Below are 17590 nucleotides of genomic sequence, written 5' to 3'. Positions count from 1 at the left end.
CGGTCGATGCCACGCTTCGATATTGTCGGACAGCTGGGTTCGCTCAGGCGCTACGCACGCTCGCTGACGCGCGACGGCACTGACGCCGAGGATCTGGTGCACGATGCGCTGGTGCGCGCCTACGAGCGGCGCGACACATTCCGCTCGGGCGGCAATCTGCGGGCATGGTTGCTGTCGATCGTCCACAACGCTTTCATCGACAAGATGCGCTCGCGCCGGTCGGAAGCAGCGCGTGTCGAGCAGGCCGGCTATCTCACCGATGCCAGCACGCCGGCGCCTCAGGAACATTCCGTGCGACTGGCGCAGGTGCGCGAGGCCTTTTTCAGTCTGCCGGAGGAGCAGCGTTCGGCGCTGCATCTGGTCGCCATCGAGGGCCTTTCCTACCAGCAGGCCGCCGACGCCAGCGGGGTGCCGCTGGGCACGCTGATGTCGCGCATCGGCAGGGCGCGCGCAGCACTGCGCGAGATGGAAAACGCTGCACCTTCGCCGGCCAAAAGCCATCTGAGGATCGTGGGAGACCCGTCATGACCGACCTGTTGCGGGACCCGGTGACCGATACCGATCTCGATTCTTATGTCGACGACCAGCTGGATGTCGCGCGCCGCATCGAGGTCGAGGCGTTCCTCTCGGTTCGTCCGGAGGCTGCGGCGCGGGTGATGTCCGACTTGAGGACGCGCGACGAACTGCGCCTGGCGCTGGCTGCTTCCACAGGAATGGCGCGGCCGGCGACGACTGAAGTCGCGCGCCGGCTGGGCAGGGGACTGGCCAGTCGCCGCGTCTTCGCCGTGCTGCAGCGGGCGGCCGCGGTCGCCGTCTTTGTCGCTGCCGGCTGGCTGGCGAACGGCCTCTTCGGGCCGCTGCTGGTGACCAAGGTCGTGGCTTCGCCGCCGCCGCCCGCCTATGTCGAAGAAGCGATCCGGGCGCACAAGACGACGCTCATGCGCGAGGCGATGCCCTCGCAGCTGGAGGCGCCCAACTACAATGGCGACGAAATCCGCACCGCCACCGCAATCGTCATGCCATCGCTGCCCAAGGACTGGAAGGTCCTCGACGTGCAGATCTATCCGTCGCGCTTCGGGCCGAGCGTCGAGGTGGCGCTGGAGACGAAGGATATGGGGCTGGTCTCGCTGTTTGCGATCCGGCCCGGAACCTTCGACGTGGTCAAGCCTGCCATCGCGCCCTCCGGCGACATCTCCTCTGCCTATTTCCAGATCGGCGAGGTCGCGTACGCGGTCGTCGCGCGCAGCGATGTCCACGACCTCGACCGCGCCGCCGAGACGCTTGCCAAGACACTTTACTGATCAGGACACTTTACTGAGACCACATAAGGAGAACCCGCAATGAATACCCCTGACCTCGGATACCGCATGGGCACTGGCGCGCGCGCCGGCGCCATCTATGACGAAGGCCTGCGCAGCCACATGCTGCGTGTCTATAACTACATGGGCATCGGCCTCGTCGTCACCGGCATCGTCGCCATGGTGGTCGCTTCGACGCCGGCCCTCTACGTGCCGATCTTTTCCAGCCCGCTGAAATGGGTGGTGATGATGGCGCCGCTCGCCTTCGTGCTGCTGTTCTCGTTCAAGATGCAGACGATGTCGGCGGCGAGCGCCCAGTTGATGTTCTGGGCCTTCTGCGCGGTGATGGGCCTGTCGCTGGCTTCGGTGTTCCTGGTCTTCACAGGCACCAGCATCGCGCGCACCTTCTTCATCACCGCCACCATGTTCGGCGCCACCAGCCTCTACGGCTACACGACCAAGCGCGACCTGACCCAGTTCTCGTCCTNTCGCGCGCACCTTCTTCATCACCGCCACCATGTTCGGCGCCACCAGCCTCTACGGCTACACGACCAAGCGCGACCTGACCCAGTTCTCGTCCTTCCTGATCATGGGCCTGATCGGTGTGGTGATCGCCAGCGTCGTCAACATCTTCCTTGGCTCGACCGCGCTGCAGTTCGCCATCTCGGTGATCGGCATTGCCGTCTTTGTCGGCCTGACCGCCTGGGACACGCAGACGATCAAGGAACAGTATGCGGAGAATTTCGACGCGGAATCGCAGCAGAAGCTTGCCGTTTTCGGCGCGCTGTCGCTGTACCTGAACTTCGTCAACATCTTCCAGCTGTTGCTGAATTTCACCGGCGAGCGCGAATAGTCGAACCTTAGCAAGGCAACAATCTCGATCTCGCAGTGGCCGGAGGTGAATCTCCGGCCACCGTCGTTTTGGCGTGGAGACATCGCTCCTCTATCAGCGCGATGTCGCGCCCTTGAGTCCACGCGGGCTTTTGCTAACCTGCCGCTCGCACGCAGCTTTCCGCGAGAACGCATGGAACAAGTGACGCTTCACGGCGACGGCATCTCGGCAACCATTGTCGGGCAGGGGGCCGAGCTCATCTCCTTGCGCAATGCCGAGGGTCTGGAGTTTTTGTGGCAGGCCGGGCCGGAATGGCGGCGGCATTCGCCGGTGCTGTTTCCGATCGTCGGCCGGCTGAAGGGCGACCAGCTCCGCCATGGGGGCCAGGTCTATCCCCTGACGCAGCACGGATTTGCCCGCGACAAGCCGTTTGTGTGGGCTGCTGAGACGAGTCCCCGATCCTGCACGCTGGTGTTGACCGACGATGCCGATACACGCACGCGCTATCCGTTCGCCTTTCGCCTTGCCATCACCTATACGCTCGAGCGTCGGGAACTTGGTGTGAGCTTCGAGATTGCCAACACCGGCGACGAGACGCTGCCAGCCTCCATCGGTGCACATCCGGCTTTCAATTGGCCATTGCAGCCGGGGCTCGCCAAGACCGACTACCACCTGACCTTTGCCCAGGACGAGCCGGCGCCGATCCGCCGGCTGAAGGATGGCCTGGTGCTGGCTGCACCGCGGCCGACGCCCATCGAAGGCAAAACGCTGGCGCTTTCCGAACAGCTGTTCGAGGCAGACGCCGTGATCCTCGACCGGCCGGCCAGCACCAGCGTGCGCTATGCCGCCGCGAACGGTGCGGCGATCGAGATGTCGTGGCAGGGTTTTAAGGAATTGGGCATCTGGTCGAAGCCGGGCGGCGCTCCGTTCCTGTGCATCGAACCCTGGCACGGGCTTGCCAGCCCCGTGGATTTCGAAGGCGAGTTCGCGGACAAGCCGGGCGTGATGCTGATCGCGCCCGGTGAAAAGCGCGTGCTGAGCTATCAGGTACGGCTCGACCATGCGCCGCTGTGACCGATGAACCAGAGACAGGCGCGATGAAACTTGGCTTCATCGGCACGGGTGCCCTTACAGCGGCCATAGTCAGCGGGCTCAAATCCGTCGCGGATAACTCCGTCTCCGTGCTGCTGTCGCCGCGCAATGAAGAGATCGCCGCGGAGCTGGCAGCCCGTTATCCGGATGTGCGTATCGCTGATGACAATCAGGCGGTTCTCGATCAATGCGACCTAGTCATGCTGGCTGTCCGGCCGCAAATTGCGCATGACGTCCTGCCGGGTTTGCGGTTTCGGCGCGAGCATCACCTCATCAGCTTGATCGCCACGCTGCCGCGCGAGGAGATTGCCGGCTTGACCGCACCAGCGCACCAGGTGACGAAAGCGCTGCCCATGCCGATGATCGCCCACCGGCTGGGGGCAACGATCATCTGCCCGCCGGATGCCACTGTCGCTGCCTTGTTCGGCAATCTGGGGAAAGCGATCGAGGTCGAGAACTCAGCCGAATTCAACGCGTTGAGCGTGGCCACCGCAACCTATGCCAGCTACTTCAGATATCTCGATACGATCAACAGCTGGCTCAAGAGGAATGGCGTGGAGGAAGGGAAGGGGCGCGATTACATCGCCTCGCTTTTCAAAGCCTTGGGAAGCGCTCCTGATATGTCGCCGGATGCCGACTTCATGAATCTGGCGCAGGACTATGCGACGCGCGGCGGCATCAACGAACAGGTTCTTCGCGAACTGACGGCGCAAAACGTGTTCGAGGCGCTCACCGAGAGCCTGGACGGCGTACACCGGCGCATCGTCGGCGATACGCCTTGATGGGCGGTACCTTGAAATTCCCTGATGATCAGGAGTATGGCTCCAACGGATGTTCCGGACCGTTTCGGGAGGGTCGTCGGGTGCCTGGATGCTTGAAATTGGGCTTTGTGGCAGCGGCGCTGGCTGTGCTGATTGTCTTTCCGGTCGCTGCCGCCGACATCGACCGCGCCAGCCTCTACCGCGCGCAATCGGTGACCAGCGGCACTGGCGAGGAGAACCGGGCGTGGGGCCTGGCGCCGTGCCTTGAAGAGGTGCTGGTCAAGGTTTCCGGCGACCCGCGGCTGATCGGCGACCCGCGTGTTGCGGACATGAGCCGGCACGCGGCCGACTATGTCACTGGTGTCGGCTACCGCGACCTGCTCAACAACCGCCCGCCGCATGACGAGCAGGGCACCCACGACCGGCCGCATTACATCACCGCCGATTTCGACCCGGACAAGATCGATGCCTTGCTGGCGTCGCTCGGGCGCAAACCGTGGGCGGTGCCGCGGCCAAAAATCGTCGCACTGCTGGATGTAAGGCCGATGAAAGGCGACGGCTTCACGCTGGTGCGCGATGGCGGCGGCGAGCTTGCGGCGGATATGCGCGTTGCGCTGGCGGACGCGGCGCACCGGACCGGTTTGCCGCTGGAGTTGCCTCGGCCGTCCGACGTCGCGCTCGCCGACGTGGCCAACACGCTGGATGGGGACGCCCTGCTTGCCGGCACTTTGGTATGGCGCCAGGAAGCGCTGGGCTGGGTCGGCGACTGGCGGCTCAGCTTCAAGGATAAGGAGTATCGCTGGCAGGTACGTGGCGTCAGTTTCGACGATGCGTTCCGCAACGCCACGCGCGGAACGCTGCAGATCCGGTCGGGCAATGGAGAGCCGGAAGCCGTCACGCCCTGACTTCAAGGGAACCTTCTTGCCGGAGCGCCGTAAACAAAGTGGCGGGCAAGCTTTGAGCAAGGAGGTAGAATTGCAACATCGCCGGATCGACGTTGACGGAAACAGCATCTTCTATCGCGAAGACGGCCCGCCTGATGCTCCCGTCCTTCTCCTGCCGCACGGCTATCCGTGCTCGTCCTATCAATTCCGACGGTTGATGCCGGCACTTGCCGATCGCTGGCATACATTCGCGCCGGACTTTCCCGGCTTTGGCTACAGCGGCACGCCCGAAATGTCGGACTTTGGCTATGATTTCGATGCCTATGCCGGGTTTCTGACAGCTTTCGCCAATGCGCTCGGCACGTCGCGCTATGCGCTCTGGCTGCACGATTATGGCTCTCAGATCGGACTGCGCCACGCCATCGCACATCCCGAGCGCATCGCGGAACTCATCATCCAGAACGGCGATATATACCAGGATGTTCTCGGGCCGAAATACGCTGGGATAAAAGCCTATTGGAAGGAAAAGACGCCCGAAAAGCACCGGCCGTTGGAAGAGGCGGTAAGCGAGGAGGGCTTCCGGCACGAGTTTGTCGGAGAGGTGGATTACGCTGTAGCCGAGCGCGTGCCTCCCGATCTTTGGAAACTCCACTGGCCTTTGATGGACACGCCGATCCGCCGGCGGCTCGCGGTCGGCCTGATGGAGAAGCTGGAGGCGAACCTCGGCTGGTTCCCGCGCTATCAGAGCTATCTGCGCGAGCACCAACCGCAAACGCTCATCGTCTGGGGCCCCGAGGATGGTTACATGCCGGCACAATCGGCGCATGCCTACCAGCGCGATTTGCGGGAAGCGGAGCTTCATCTGATCGATGGCGCCGGCCACTGGTTGCTCGAAACGCATTTCGATGAGGCACTTCCGCTGGTGCGCGATTTCCTGGCGCGCGTCCACAGTCAGGAAGCGAAAGGGACGGGCAGGGCGGCCGGCCGGGCGTAGACCCCTCCGTTGCGGTCATCGGATCGATCTGCAACCATGGCGTCATGATAGAAAAGTCTGCCGCGCCCTGGCCTCTGCTGCAAATCGCGATCGAGCCGAAGTCGCGGGCGGATCAGGAGAAGCTAGCTACTGCCTTGTCGAAGCTGGCGGACGAGGATCCCTGGCTGCACGTCAAGCAGGATGCGGAATCGGGCCAGACGATCGTCGCCGGCAGGGACGAACTCCACCTCGACATAGTCATCGACCACCTGCGCCGCGAGTCTCGCATTGAGGTGAATGTCGGCGCGCCCAAGGTAGCGTATCGCGAGACGATCACCCGTAAGCACGAGCAGGACTACACGCACAAGAAGCAGTCCGGTGGTACGGGTCAGTTCGCCCGCGTCAAGATTGCGTTCGAGCCGAATGGCGGTAGCTGGGACTTCGTCTTCGGGTCCAAGGTCGCCGACGGTGCGCTTCCGAACGAATATGTTGCGGGCGTCGAAAAGGGGCTGCGGAACATTCTGTCTTCAGGCCCGTTTGCTGGCTTCCCGATGCTTGGCGTGAAGGCAACGCTGATCGACGGCGCGTATCACGATACTGATTCCTCGCCCCTGATTTTCGAGATCGCCGGCCGAGCCTGCTTCCGTGAAGCCGCTCCCAAGCTGGGCGTGCAGTTCTTCGAGCCGATCATGCAAGTCGAGGTGAACACGTCGGCGGCCTATGTCGACAAAATCATCGCCGAACTGCACAGCCGCCGGGGCCTGATCCGGACTGGGGAATCAGCGGCGTGGTCGTCGTTGTCAAAGCGACAATGCCGCTCGCGAACATGTTCATGCTGGAGGATGCGCTCCGGTCCTGTTCGAACGGACTGGCACGCCTGCGCGCCGACTATTCCGGATACGCTCCCGTACCACTGCCACCCGGCGGCGACCCACCGGCTGCCATGGCCATGGCCAGATGACGTCGCCAAAATTCTCCTCGCGGGCAGGGTTCCTTGTCGGCCTCGGCGTCACGCCGGTCGCCTTTTTCCTGGCGCTCTATTCGGCCGGAGCCGGGCATGGCGACTATGGGCTGGCGCGACTTCTCTATCCGGTCCCCATGCTGGCAACGCTTTTGACCAACACAACGATCACCGGCCTTTCCATCGGATTGGCTGCGCTGCAGTTTCCTGCCTAGAGCCGCCAGCCCGCATCTCAGTCAGCAGGGCGTATATTGGCACGCCCCTAATGGAAGCAGCAGCCACATATGAAGTCGCATAAGATAGATTATGGAACTTGTGCATTAGACTGAAGCTGGAAATTGCTGCGATTTTCACGGGTTTGGCATGATCGACGCGTGTTGCCTTGAGCCGATGGCCAACGCTACGCTGTGTCGATGACGACAGCAACGCGTGACATCGAAGCGGCGATCGAAGTGTTCGTGCACGGCTTCAGTACCGATAAGAGCCGCACCTTTCCATACGAAGCCAGCCGCGTCGGACCCTTGTGGCTGATGCGCGATGCCGAGCGCAAGAATGCACGCGACTACCGTGGCGAAGAATGGATCGTCCATGACGTCGCCGCCGAGGAAGCCGATGCCATCGTGCGGCAGCATGCGCGGCCGGGCTTTGCCGTTTCGGTCGTGATCGCGAATGACGGCCCGGACGAACCAACGCGAACGGCCTACAAGGCGCTCGGCTACCGGCTGCTGCGGACGGAAGGCTTTTTCATCCAGTCGCTGCGCCAAATTCCAGACCCGCCAGCAATCGTCTCTATCGAACGGGTGAGGACGGCTGAACGCGCTGCACAACTGGGAAAGGTCATACGCAGGCGGCCACTTCCAGACGATCAACTCGGCGACGATGCGCCGTTTCGCCAGTATGTGGCGCTCGATGGCGACGCCATCGTCGGGCGTGTGCGCAGCATAGACGCCGTCGGCGCCACATGGTGCTCGGCAATGTTTGTCGAGCCTTCGCACCGGCGTCGAGGCATCGGCCAGGCGCTGATGGCCAAAATGCTGCATGACGACAAAGCGCATGGGTCGCGGTGCTCGATGCTGTTGGCGACGCGTGCCGGAGCGCTGCTTTATCCCCGCATGGGCTATGAGCGGATTGGAACGCTGCTGATCTTCGCGCCGAAGAACCGAACGTCCTTATAAAGATCTGCTCGTATCATGCTGTCTCATAAAGGAATTTCGATCACCATGCCGTCATAGGCCGGAGTGACGTTGGCCGGCACCTCGGCCTTCACCGTGGCATAGTCGAGCGGCACATGCATATGCGTCAGCACGGCCTGTTTCGGCGCCAGTTTTTCAATCCAGCCAAGCGCCTGACCGAGCGACAGATGACTGGGATGGGTATGGTACTGCAAGGCATCGATGACCAGCATTTCCAGGCCGCGCAGCCGCTCGGCGGTGGCATCCGGGAAGTCGCTTATATCGGGGCAGTAGGCCAGCCCGCCGATGCGGAAGCCGAGCGAAATGATGTCGCCATGGATCTGCGGCAGCGGCTCGAGGGTGAGGGCACCGCCCTCGCCTTCGATCGTCACCGCCCTTGCGTGATCGATGATGTGCGGCCTGACGATCGGCGGATAGGAACTGCCAAACGGCGTCTCGAAGCAATAGCCGAACGCTTCGCGCAGCCTGAGCATGGTCGGCTGGTCGGCATGGACATCGATCAAATGGCGCTGCTCCAGCACGTAGCCGCGCAGATCGTCGATGCCGTGGATGTGGTCGGCGTGCGGATGCGTATAGACGACGGCGTCGATGCGCCGGACCGCCGCCATCAGCATCTGCTCACGGAAATCAGGCCCGGTGTCGATGACCACCGTGGTTCTGGCGCCGTTGGCTGCTATCCGCTCGACGAGCGCGGCTGAGCGTGTACGCCGGTTTTTCGGATTGGCCGGGTCGCAATTGCCCCAATCGCCGGTGATGCGCGGCGTGCCAGGTGACGAGCCGCAGCCGAGGATGGTGAGGCGCAGCCGGTCGCTCATGCGTCAGAGCCCGGCGGGCCGCGGCATCTTGCCGAACAGCCGGAAGAAGTTCGCCGTCGTCAGCGTCGCGATCTCGGCTTCGCCAACGCCGACCGTCTCCGCCAGCACCTTGGCTGTATGCGCGACGTAGGCCGGCTCGTTGCGTTTGCCGCGGAACGGCACCGGCGCCAGATACGGCGCGTCGGTCTCGACCAGCAGCCGGTCATGCGGCACATCGGCTGCGATGGCGCGTAAATCGGCGGAGTTCTTGAAGGTCAGTATGCCCGAGAAGGACACATAGCCACCAAGCGCCACGCCGACCTCTGCCAGCCGTCGCCCCGACGAAAAACAATGCAGGATGAAGGGGAAGGCGCCCTTCCCTGTTTCGTCTTCGAGGATGGCAGCCATGTCGTCATCGGCATCGCGCGAATGGATCACCAGCGGCAGCCCGGTCTCGCGCGCAGCTGCTATATGAGTGCGAAAACCCTGCGCCTGCGCATCGGGTGGCGCCTTGTCGTAAAAATAGTCGAGCCCGGCCTCGCCGATCGCCACCACCTTCGGGTGCGCGGACAGGCGCACAAGGTCCTCAGCCGTCACATCCAGCTCTTCGCCGGCATTGTGAGGATGGGTGCCGACCGAGCAATAGATTTCGTCGAAACTCTCGGCAATCTCAAGCACTTGCGCAAACCGCTTCACGCGTGTCGAGATGGTCACCATGTGACCTATACCGGCAGCCTTTGCGCGGGCGACGATGGCCGCCCGCTCCTCGGCGAAATCCGGAAAGTCGAGATGGCAATGGCTGTCGACGAGCATCAGGCGCTCGCCTCAGGGTTTTCGACATAACGCGGAAACACGCCCTCCGGCGCGGGCAGCGCCGTGCCGGGCACCAGCGCATAGTCGGCATGGACATGCGCGAAGTCACGCTTGTCCGCCGGCACCACCAGCAGATCGAGCAGCTTGCCGGCCGACCCCGGAATGTAGGGTTGGCACAGCAATGCCACGCGCCGCACCAGTTCGGCGGTCGTCCACAGCACCGTTTCCATGCGCGCCGGATCGGTCTTCTTGAGCGCCCAGGGCGCCTGCGAGGCGAAGTAGCGATCCGCTTCCGCCACAACGCCGAAGATCGCCGCCAACGCGAGATGGATGCCCTGTTCCGCCATCGCCTGGCGCGCGGTACCCAGCGCTTCCACCGCCTGGTCGAGGATCGCGCTGTCGGCTTCGGTCAGCTCGCCGCGATGCGGCACCACGCCGCCGCAGTTCTTGGCGATCATCGACAGCGAGCGCTGCGCCAGATTGCCGAGACCGTTGGCGAGATCGGCATTTGTGCGGTTGACGATCGCGTCATGGCTGTAGCTGCCGTCCTGGCCGAATGGCACCTCACGCAAGAAGAAATAGCGCACCTGGTCGAGGCCGTAATGCTCGACCATGGTGAAGGGGTCTACGACATTGCCGACCGACTTCGACATTTTCTCGCCGCGGTTGAACAGGAAGCCATGCGCGAAGACGCGCTTCGGCAGTTCGATGCCGGCCGACATCAGGAAAGCCGGCCAGTAGACGGCATGGAAGCGGACGATGTCCTTGCCGATAATGTGCGTGGCCGGCCAGTAGCGCCATTGCTCGGCCTTGGTGTCGGGATAGCCGGCAGCGGTGATGTAGTTGGTCAAGGCATCGACCCAGACATACATCACATGCTTGTCGTCGCCCGGCACCGGCACGCCCCAATTGAAGGTCGTGCGCGAGACCGAGATGTCCTTGAGGCCGGACCTGACGAAGCTCATCACCTCATTTCGGCGCTCGGCCGGACCGACGAAATCGGGCTGGCTTTCGTACAGCGCAAGCAATTTGTCCTGATAGGCGGAAAGCCTGAAGAAGTAGCTTTCCTCCTCATTCCATTCGACCGGCGAGCCAAGCGGCTCGCGGCGCACGCCGTCGTCGCCGAGCGTGGTTTCGCTCTCTTCGAAATAGGCTTCCTGGCGGACCGAATACCAGCCACTGTAGCGGTCGAGATAGATGTCGCCATTGGCCGCCATCGCCTTCCAGATCGCCTGGCACGACTCGTAGTGGCGTGGTTCCGTCGTGCGGATGTAATCATCATTCGAGCCGCCCAGGACCTCTGTCATCGAACGGAAGATCGCCGAGTTGCGGTCGGCAAGCGCGAGTGGCGTTATGCCTTCCTTCTCGGCCGTCTGCTGCATCTTGAGGCCGTGTTCGTCAGTGCCGGTGAGGAAGAGCACGTCCTTGCCGTCCAGGCGCTGGAAGCGGGCCAGCGCGTCGGTCGCGATGACCGTATAGGCGTGGCCGATATGCGGCTTGCCGTTCGGATAGAAAATCGGTGTGGTGATGTAGAATGTGTCGCGTGACATGAATGAACCGTCATGAATGTCCGAATTGAGTGTGAGCGGTGGATATCGCATCGAGACGGCGATTGCCATCCCGACCCGAGGCCGGATCCGGTCACATTCGCATTGCGGAATTCAGGCGGTCGATCATGGTCAAGGCGTGCTGCTTCTTGTCGAGATTGTAGGTATCGGTCTCAGATATGGCGTTCAGCGCCTCGTGCCAAGTGTCGGACAGCGTTTTCGCCCGCGCGAGATCCCCGGCCAACGCGGCTTCACTGGCGCCGGTGGAGAGCAGATCGAGCGCGCGGCGGTTGAAGATGTCGAACTGGATCGCCTGGTCGCGGCCGGCGACGGCCTCGGCAAGGCGATAGGCGCCGGCGATGTCGCTCTTGCCCGACGTGACCAGGGCGTCGAGCGTGCCGGCAATCTCCAGCCCGCCATATTGGGTCAGAAGGATCGCATTGCGGGCGCTGCCCCCTGCCCGTTCCGCCAGTGCCGCGCGCGCAGCAGGATCGGAAGGTGGCGGCGGCTCGACGGTCTCCAGAACACTCATCAGGCTGCCGGCATCGAGCGGCGTCAGCCGCACCATCTGGCAGCGCGAACGGATGGTCGGCAAAAGGCTGCCCGGCGCATGCACGATGAGGATGAACAGCGTGCGGCTCGGCGGCTCCTCGAGGTTCTTCAGCAAGGCATTGGCGGCGTTGGTGTTCATGTCGTCGGCCGGATCGACGATCACCACCCGGTAGCTGCCGTCATGCGAGGTCAGCGACAGGAAGCGGTTGACCTTGCGGATCTCGTCGACGGTGACGACGGTCTTGAAACTCTTGGTCTTGTCGTTCAGCGGCCGGGTCAGGTGCAGCACGCCGGGATGCGCCCCGGTGGCGATCTGGCGAAACAGCGGTGAGGCCGGATCGGGAACGGCAAACACATCCGGCGCCTGGTCGAAGGCCGGATGCTTCAACAGATGGTGCGCCAGGTGAAAGGCAAGCGTCGCCTTGCCGATGCCGACCGGCCCGGCAAAGATCAACGCATGCGGCAGTTTTCCCGAGCGATAGGCGGCAGCGAGCATCGCGGCCGCCTGCTCATGGCCGACCAGGCGCAGCGTCTCGGACGGCTCCGGTACACCGTCCAGTGTGTCGTGCTGCTCGGGAGCGATGCGTTCGAAGATCATGCGGGCGCCGCCTGTCGGTTGCGCGCGGGCGCCCTCGCCTCAAGTGCGGCGAACACCACCGCGGTGATGACATCCTCCACCGCAGCGGGAGGCGCCGACGCGTCGATCACGATGCAGCGGTCCGGCTCGGCGGCTGCGATCGCCAGGAAGGCGTCGCGGCGGCGCTGGTGGATATCCAGCGTCTCCTTTTCGAAGCGGTCCGGACCGTCCTCGGCGCCACGCCGCGCGGCGGCGCGCCGCAAGCCCTCGGCAGGGTCAATGTCAAGGATGAGCGTCATATCCGGCATCATGCCGTGGATGGCGACCTCCTCCAGAGCTTCCATGAAAGCCGGATCGAGGCCGCCGGTGACGCCCTGATAGACGCGCGACGAATCCAGGAAACGGTCGCAAAGCACGATGGAGCCGCGCTCCACCGCCGGCCGGATGACCTGCTCGACATGGTCGGAGCGCGCGGCGGCAAACAGCAGCGCCTCCATCTTCGGCCCGAACGGCTCGGCGGCGCCGGACAGGAGCACATGCCTGACCGCCTCGGCGCCGGGTGACCCCCCGGGTTCGCGGGTGAGGAGGACATCGTATTTCTTGGCGCGCATCTTCTGGGCCAGCCGCTCGATCTGCGTCGACTTGCCGGCGCCCTCGCCGCCTTCGAAGGTGATGAAAAATCCGCTTGCCAATCGAAAGGCCTTTGTCCTGCTTTGCGCTGGTGTCTTAGTTCGCGCCTGAGAAAAGGTCCACGCCGCAGGAACTCAACGCAGCCAGCCTACGGCCAGTTCCCTGGCGGCATCAAACGCGCGTTGCGGCAACGTGCCGACGCCGACCGATTCGGCGGCGAAAAGCGGCGTTTCCTGGCTCAGCGTGTCGCCGATCCAGACGCGCAGCGCGCCGACGGGTTGCCCCTCCTCCACCGGCGCCGATACCGGCCCCTGATAGACGATCCTGGCGGTCAGCTTGTCGCGGTTGGCGATCGGCAGCAGGACGTCGATCGGCGCCTTTGCCTTCAGCGCTACGCTGGATTTGGCGCCGCCGAACACCTGGGCCTCGCCGACCACTTCGTTGCCAGCGAAAATCTCGGTCTTCTCGAAGGAGCGGACGCCCCATTCGAGCAGCTTGCGCGCTTCCTCGGCGCGCTCGCGATCATTGGCCAATCCGCTCATCGCCGCGAACACCCTGGTTCCGTCATGGCTGACCGAGCCGACAATGCCGAAACCGCCCGCCTCGCTCGACCCGACCGCCAGCCCATCGGCGCCGATGCCCATGGCCAGCAACGGGTTGCGATTCTTTTGCGAGATCTTGTTCCAGGTGAAATCGGCCCGGCCGTAATAGAGATAGAGATCCGGATATTCGCGCCATATATGCAGGCCAAGCTGCGCCAGTTCGCGCACTGTCGTCTGCTGGCCGTCGGCCGGCAGGCCGGTGGAATTGACAAATGTCGATTTCGGCAGCCCGATCTGGCGCGCGCGATCGTTCATCTGCGCCGCGAAATTCTCTTCCGAACCGGCCATGCCTTCGGCCAGCACCATGCAGCCGTCATTGGCGGCCTGTATGGTGACCCCCTGGATCAGATCCTCGACCCGGATCGCCGATTTGAGCTTGGCAAACATGGTCGACGTTCCCGAAGGCGCACCGCCCTTGCGCCAGGCATTTTCCGAAACCACGAAGGTGTCGTCGAGGCTCATGCGCTTCGACTTGATGGCGTTGAAGACCATCTCCATCGTCATCAGCTTGGCCATCGAGGCCGGCGGGATCGGTTGGTCGGCATCCTTGGAAAACAGCACCGTGCCGGTTTCGGCATCGATCATGAAAGCCTGCGTCGCCTTGGTCTCGAAAAGCTGTGCGTTGGCCGGAACCAGCGCGGCAAGCAAGAAGCCAAGGCCAAAAAGCCCGGCAAAAGGGTGGAAAAGGCGAAATCGCATGAAGAGGCTCGACTGTTAGCCGGCAGAAACTTGCCGCAACGCTATCAGGCTTCTTCCCGGCGGATCAACCGCGCAATGACAAAACCGGCGTGCCTTTGTTGGTCAGTTGCGCACAGCCAGCGCGTCCGGCGCGCCATGCGACCATGCCGCGTGCAAGAGGTCGTCGACATTGCCATGGCCATCCGGATAGAGATTGACCGCGTACCAGTCATTGCCGTCGAGTTCGGTGCTCTGGATTTCGGTCCTGCCGAACGGTTCGAGAGCCGCAGCCACCCGCTTTGCCTCGGCAGCATCGTCGAAGGATCCGGCGGCGACATAGTCGGAAACGGCAGGCGATGCCTGCGGGTTGGATTTCTTCCACGATTGCAGGATGTCGGCTGGCGACATGCCCTGGTCGTCAAGCGCTGCAAAGACGTCGGCGCGCTGTACGCGCTCATCCGCATAGGAGAGCGAAGCCACGGCAAAGGGCGATTCCGGGCGCTGAGGCACGATCGGCCCGAATTCAGGCAGCGTCACATCGCTTGAGGCCGGTGCCTGCATCGACATCACTGGCTGTGTGTCGGAATTCGTCAACTGACCAGGAAACGGCACTACGGCAGGGGGTGCGCCAACAGATAGGCTCGGCGAAGGTCCGTTCATCGCCACCATGACGCCGGTCGGCAAGCCATCGGACGGGTCCGGGCGGTTGCCCGGGCGGTAGGAGGCGACCAGATATTGGTCGTCGTCGCCGTCGAGCGGTGCGCGGCCAATATATTCCACCTTGACCCTGGCCGTGCCGACCTTGGCATAGTCGAGCATTTGCGCGGCGCGTTCCGAGACATCGATGATGCGTCCCTCGTGATAGGGGCCGCGGTCGTTGACTCGCACGATGACCGAGCTTCCGGTCTCGGTGTTGGTGACACGGGCGTAGCTTGGCAGCGGCATGGTCGGATGCGCCGCCGTCAGATGGGTCATGTCGTAGACTTCGCCATTGGCTGTGAGACGACCGTGGAAGGCATCGCCATACCAGGAGGCGAGACCGACCTTGGCGTAGCGCTTGTCTTCCTTGGGGTAATACCACTTGCCGCGCACCTGATAGGGCTTGCCCAACTGGTCGCGGCCGCCGCCGCGCCGCATGTACTGAACGCGCGGGCTGGCCTTCACACCGTATTCGGTCTCGGCAAAATATTCCTTCGAGCGAGGCTTCTTGTAGACCATGGCTTTCGGCTCGGACTGCGGCGACGCGCACGCGGCCAGCAACGCAGCCGAAAGAGCGCACAACACCAAAGCAGGAGCGCGACGAAGACGCCGATGCGTCGTGGTCTGCATGTTTTCCGATGTCCCCTACCGTCTCGACACAGGCGCCGCTTCTAGAATTTCGGCGGAGCCAGATGAGCAATGCCTGCGACGCGCCAATCCCCATCCCTTGTGCGCAGGAATTGTTTATCAGCGTATTAATCGATTGTGTCCGGAACCGGGCAGGAATGTGGCGGCCAGGTCCCGGGCTGGCCGGGCGCCTGTGAGGAGGCATCCGAGACCTCTGTCCTTTGGAGTCTGGAAGTGAACCTGTGGCATGAAGCGCGGCTGCCTGGAACCGACCGACCCGAGATACGTTCTGCGCCTCATGGATGAATTCATTGAACGTTTCGGGCAACAGACGTGGCTGCCCTTTTCCGTAATTTCAGCCAGGCTTTTGCTCGCGGCCGTCCTTGGCTCCATCGTTGGGATCGAACGCGAATGGCGTAACCGACCGGCCGGATTGAGGACACACATCCTGGTCTGTGTTGCGACGGCTCTAATTGCCATCCTCACGATCGAGATTACTCATCTTCACGTCTTCGATGGTCAGGAAATCGCCATTGATCCTATCCGCTTGATCGAAGCCACGACTGCCGGCGTGGCATTTCTGGCCGCGGGCTTGATCTTCTTCTCCAAGGGCGAGGTTCAAGGGCTTACCACTGGGGCGGGCATGTGGCTGGCAGGCGCCATAGGCCTGGCGGTTGGGCTCGGGTTCTGGCAGATCGCGGCTTTGGCTACCTTGCTCGCACTTGTCGTGCTGGGTCTTCTGCAACTTGTGCAGGTCGGCAGCAAGGATCGCAATTAGATCCCGGCTCCTTCGAAAACGGGTTCGCAGCTCCGTTCGGGTAACGAACGCCACCCCCTATTATCCATGGCAGCGCCGATGGTTGACTTGGCGATGGGCAACGCTCTAGAGAAATGAACCGCAAGCTGGTCCGGAAGGATAGGTATCATTCGATACCAACTGTCGTTCACTGGGTCGGTTGATGTTCCTAGATGATTGAAAAGTCACGTTGGAGGGATGGCCGAGCGGTTTAAGGCACCGGTCTTGAAAACCGGCGTGGGTGCAAGCCCACCGTGGGTTCGAATCCCACTCCCTCCGCCAGATGCCATTGAAATTATTGTTGTTTGTGCCTTTTTCTTGGGCTTGCGTACAAACTGACGTATAGCCCAAGGAAGAACGGTCCTACGCCAGTTCAACGCGAGAATCAGTCGGATCTTGGTGACTTGCGCTGATACTTGATCTGGGCACAATACTCTGGACGAATGGCCGCGCGTTTAGGGGGAAAATAGCAAATGCCCGTTCACTCATCTGGACGCGATATCGATGACGAGGTGGCGGAGAAAGTCCAGACGCCTATTCTTGCCGAGACCGTGATCGCCTTCATCACGGAAAAGTCGGGATCCAAGGATCTGCCTTGCCCGGTCTGCGGTGTAGACGATTGGGATGTGTCTGGCACGCTGCATAAATCAGAATTGGCAATGTCAGCTGGAGTGCCTGACGATGAGTTGAAAAACTACCTGCCGGTAGTAATTATAAGCTGCACGAATTGTGGTCTCACCCGATTATTCAACCGGGACCCGATTGCACGTTGGGAGATCAATCGTCGTGGCTGAACCCTACAGACTTGACCGTGATCACCGTTACAAGCCGCGCTCCGTTCTCGGCTCCTCGACAAGCGGGGGCGACGGGCCTACATCTGAAGGCATGACAGCCGTTTCAAGAGAAGAGCTGGACGCAAAGTTGAGCGCCAGCGAGGCTAGGATCGATGGGACCTTGGGTCGCATCGAAGAAACGCTCCGTCATATGCCAAGCACATCGTATTTGCTGACCTCGGCTGTTGCATCGACCTTGGCGGTGATGGGTTTACTCGTTGCTCTTTTGGCGTTTGGCGGAGACCGTTTCAGCGGTGGCGTTGAGGTCGGCGTCGCCTCGGTCGATCGCAAGCTTGGTATCGACCGGCTTTCTACCGAAAACGTACAGCAATCGAAAGACATCCAAGACCTCTCAAAAAAGATGGATACGGTGATTGAATCGGTGAAGGCTCTACAAACTTACAAGCCACCGCCTGAATAATAGCCACCTACTAAATCGCACCACGGC

Annotated in this window: 18 protein-coding genes, 1 tRNA gene and 3 pseudogenes; 15 read left to right on the top strand and 7 right to left on the bottom strand. The window is 62.4% G+C overall.

Annotated elements, in window-relative coordinates; translation table 11 throughout:
• Positions 1 to 6: 6 nt before the first annotated feature.
• The 11 genes and pseudogenes from X756_RS146375 (at position 7) to X756_RS146410 (ending at position 7976) form a co-directional block, all read left to right on the top strand.
• The gene (locus tag X756_RS146375) at positions 7 to 528 is read left to right on the top strand and encodes a sigma-70 family RNA polymerase sigma factor (protein WP_023728022.1); all 522 of its coding nucleotides are present in this window, start codon (positions 7 to 9) and stop codon (positions 526 to 528) included.
• Positions 525 to 1301, top strand: coding sequence for an anti-sigma factor (locus tag X756_RS146380; RefSeq protein WP_023730630.1), 777 nt, complete (start codon positions 525 to 527; stop codon positions 1299 to 1301). Before X756_RS146375 ends, X756_RS146380 begins: the two co-directional genes overlap by 4 nt.
• A gap of 39 nt (positions 1302 to 1340) precedes the next feature.
• Positions 1341 to 1778 (top strand): annotated as a pseudogene (locus X756_RS1000000168905) (Bax inhibitor-1/YccA family protein); the annotation flags it as partial.
• Positions 1779 to 1788: 10 nt separating this feature from the next.
• Positions 1789 to 2151 (top strand): annotated as a pseudogene (locus X756_RS1000000168900) (Bax inhibitor-1/YccA family protein); the annotation flags it as partial.
• Between the two features lie 171 nt (positions 2152 to 2322).
• Positions 2323 to 3204 carry an aldose 1-epimerase family protein gene (locus X756_RS146385; RefSeq protein WP_023730629.1) on the top strand — a complete coding sequence of 294 codons (882 nt, stop codon included), beginning with the start codon at positions 2323 to 2325 and terminating at the stop codon, positions 3202 to 3204.
• A 23-nt stretch (positions 3205 to 3227) separates the two neighbouring features.
• Complete coding sequence (locus tag X756_RS146390; protein ID WP_023730628.1) at positions 3228 to 4004, top strand: pyrroline-5-carboxylate reductase; 777 nt, start codon at positions 3228 to 3230, stop codon at positions 4002 to 4004.
• A 107-nt stretch (positions 4005 to 4111) separates the two neighbouring features.
• The gene (locus X756_RS146395) at positions 4112 to 4888 is read left to right on the top strand and encodes a DUF2066 domain-containing protein (RefSeq protein WP_245264548.1); all 777 of its coding nucleotides are present in this window, start codon (positions 4112 to 4114) and stop codon (positions 4886 to 4888) included.
• A 70-nt stretch (positions 4889 to 4958) separates the two neighbouring features.
• Positions 4959 to 5861, top strand: coding sequence for an alpha/beta hydrolase (locus X756_RS146400; RefSeq protein WP_023730626.1), 903 nt, complete (start codon positions 4959 to 4961; stop codon positions 5859 to 5861).
• A 23-nt stretch (positions 5862 to 5884) separates the two neighbouring features.
• Positions 5885 to 6801, top strand: a pseudogene (gene fusA / locus X756_RS146405) (elongation factor G); the annotation flags it as partial.
• Entirely contained in the window at positions 6798 to 7016 is a 219-nt protein-coding gene (locus X756_RS1000000167820) for a hypothetical protein (protein WP_084569940.1), read from the top strand. The pseudogene fusA and the gene X756_RS1000000167820, both read left to right, overlap by 4 nt.
• A 198-nt stretch (positions 7017 to 7214) precedes the next feature.
• Positions 7215 to 7976, top strand: a complete 762-nt coding sequence (locus X756_RS146410) for a GNAT family N-acetyltransferase (RefSeq protein ID WP_023730624.1) — start codon at positions 7215 to 7217, stop codon at positions 7974 to 7976.
• A gap of 23 nt (positions 7977 to 7999) precedes the next feature.
• Here the strand turns inward: X756_RS146410 and X756_RS146415 are convergent, their stop codons facing one another.
• From X756_RS146415 to X756_RS146445, 7 genes are all read right to left on the bottom strand, one after another.
• Entirely contained in the window at positions 8000 to 8809 is an 810-nt protein-coding gene (locus X756_RS146415; protein ID WP_023688471.1) for an MBL fold metallo-hydrolase, read from the bottom strand.
• A gap of 3 nt (positions 8810 to 8812) precedes the next feature.
• Positions 8813 to 9601, bottom strand: a complete 789-nt coding sequence (locus X756_RS146420) for a TatD family hydrolase (RefSeq protein ID WP_023730623.1) — start codon at positions 9599 to 9601, stop codon at positions 8813 to 8815.
• Positions 9601 to 11151 carry a methionine--tRNA ligase gene (metG, locus tag X756_RS146425; protein WP_023730622.1) on the bottom strand — a complete coding sequence of 517 codons (1551 nt, stop codon included), beginning with the start codon at positions 11149 to 11151 and terminating at the stop codon, positions 9601 to 9603. Before metG ends, X756_RS146420 begins: the two co-directional genes overlap by 1 nt.
• A 91-nt stretch (positions 11152 to 11242) precedes the next feature.
• Positions 11243 to 12298: a DNA polymerase III subunit delta' gene (locus X756_RS146430; RefSeq protein WP_023730621.1), complete on the bottom strand. Its 1056-nt coding sequence runs from the start codon at positions 12296 to 12298 to the stop codon at positions 11243 to 11245.
• On the bottom strand, positions 12295 to 12969 hold the full coding sequence (gene tmk / locus X756_RS146435) for a dTMP kinase (RefSeq protein ID WP_023688474.1): 675 nt from the start codon (positions 12967 to 12969) through the stop codon (positions 12295 to 12297). Before tmk ends, X756_RS146430 begins: the two co-directional genes overlap by 4 nt.
• A gap of 72 nt (positions 12970 to 13041) precedes the next feature.
• On the bottom strand, positions 13042 to 14208 hold the full coding sequence (locus X756_RS146440; RefSeq protein ID WP_023688475.1) for a D-alanyl-D-alanine carboxypeptidase family protein: 1167 nt from the start codon (positions 14206 to 14208) through the stop codon (positions 13042 to 13044).
• 102 nt (positions 14209 to 14310) lie between these two features.
• Complete coding sequence (locus tag X756_RS146445; RefSeq protein ID WP_023688476.1) at positions 14311 to 15516, bottom strand: septal ring lytic transglycosylase RlpA family protein; 1206 nt, start codon at positions 15514 to 15516, stop codon at positions 14311 to 14313.
• 295 nt (positions 15517 to 15811) lie between these two features.
• Between X756_RS146445 and X756_RS0134895 the strand changes: the two genes are divergently transcribed.
• From X756_RS0134895 to X756_RS146455, 4 genes are all read left to right on the top strand, one after another.
• Positions 15812 to 16291, top strand: a complete 480-nt coding sequence (locus X756_RS0134895) for an MgtC/SapB family protein (RefSeq protein WP_027050850.1) — start codon at positions 15812 to 15814, stop codon at positions 16289 to 16291.
• A 210-nt stretch (positions 16292 to 16501) separates the two neighbouring features.
• Positions 16502 to 16591 (top strand) — tRNA-Ser (locus X756_RS146450).
• A 191-nt stretch (positions 16592 to 16782) separates the two neighbouring features.
• Positions 16783 to 17103: a hypothetical protein gene (locus X756_RS1000000168895; RefSeq protein WP_023730620.1), complete on the top strand. Its 321-nt coding sequence runs from the start codon at positions 16783 to 16785 to the stop codon at positions 17101 to 17103.
• Positions 17096 to 17563: a hypothetical protein gene (locus tag X756_RS146455; RefSeq protein WP_156941402.1), complete on the top strand. Its 468-nt coding sequence runs from the start codon at positions 17096 to 17098 to the stop codon at positions 17561 to 17563. Before X756_RS1000000168895 ends, X756_RS146455 begins: the two co-directional genes overlap by 8 nt.
• The last annotated feature ends 27 nt before the right edge of the window (positions 17564 to 17590 follow it).

It is taken from the genome of Mesorhizobium sp. LNJC405B00 (genome assembly GCF_000502615.1).
Taxonomy (GTDB): domain Bacteria; phylum Pseudomonadota; class Alphaproteobacteria; order Rhizobiales; family Rhizobiaceae; genus Mesorhizobium.
Note: the sequence above shows the minus strand (reverse complement) of the source record. Positions and strands in the feature narration are given on the sequence as shown.

Excerpts from the sequence above, each read along its gene's own strand:
- X756_RS146375 (WP_023728022.1), top strand. The coding sequence starts at position 7 with ATGCCACGCTTCGATATTGTCGGACAGCTGGGTTCGCTCAGGCGCTAC.
- X756_RS146380 (WP_023730630.1), top strand. The coding sequence starts at position 525 with ATGACCGACCTGTTGCGGGACCCGGTGACCGATACCGATCTCGATTCT.
- X756_RS146385 (WP_023730629.1), top strand. The coding sequence starts at position 2,323 with ATGGAACAAGTGACGCTTCACGGCGACGGCATCTCGGCAACCATTGTC.
- X756_RS146390 (WP_023730628.1), top strand. The coding sequence starts at position 3,228 with ATGAAACTTGGCTTCATCGGCACGGGTGCCCTTACAGCGGCCATAGTC.
- X756_RS1000000167820 (WP_084569940.1), top strand. The coding sequence starts at position 6,798 with ATGACGTCGCCAAAATTCTCCTCGCGGGCAGGGTTCCTTGTCGGCCTC.
- X756_RS146410 (WP_023730624.1), top strand. The coding sequence starts at position 7,215 with ATGACGACAGCAACGCGTGACATCGAAGCGGCGATCGAAGTGTTCGTG.
- X756_RS146415 (WP_023688471.1), bottom strand. The coding sequence starts at position 8,809 with ATGAGCGACCGGCTGCGCCTCACCATCCTCGGCTGCGGCTCGTCACCT.
- X756_RS146420 (WP_023730623.1), bottom strand. The coding sequence starts at position 9,601 with ATGCTCGTCGACAGCCATTGCCATCTCGACTTTCCGGATTTCGCCGAG.
- metG (WP_023730622.1), bottom strand. The coding sequence starts at position 11,151 with ATGTCACGCGACACATTCTACATCACCACACCGATTTTCTATCCGAAC.
- X756_RS146430 (WP_023730621.1), bottom strand. The coding sequence starts at position 12,298 with ATGATCTTCGAACGCATCGCTCCCGAGCAGCACGACACACTGGACGGT.
- X756_RS146440 (WP_023688475.1), bottom strand. The coding sequence starts at position 14,208 with ATGCGATTTCGCCTTTTCCACCCTTTTGCCGGGCTTTTTGGCCTTGGC.
- X756_RS146445 (WP_023688476.1), bottom strand. The coding sequence starts at position 15,516 with ATGCAGACCACGACGCATCGGCGTCTTCGTCGCGCTCCTGCTTTGGTG.
- X756_RS0134895 (WP_027050850.1), top strand. The coding sequence starts at position 15,812 with ATGGATGAATTCATTGAACGTTTCGGGCAACAGACGTGGCTGCCCTTT.
- X756_RS1000000168895 (WP_023730620.1), top strand. The coding sequence starts at position 16,783 with ATGCCCGTTCACTCATCTGGACGCGATATCGATGACGAGGTGGCGGAG.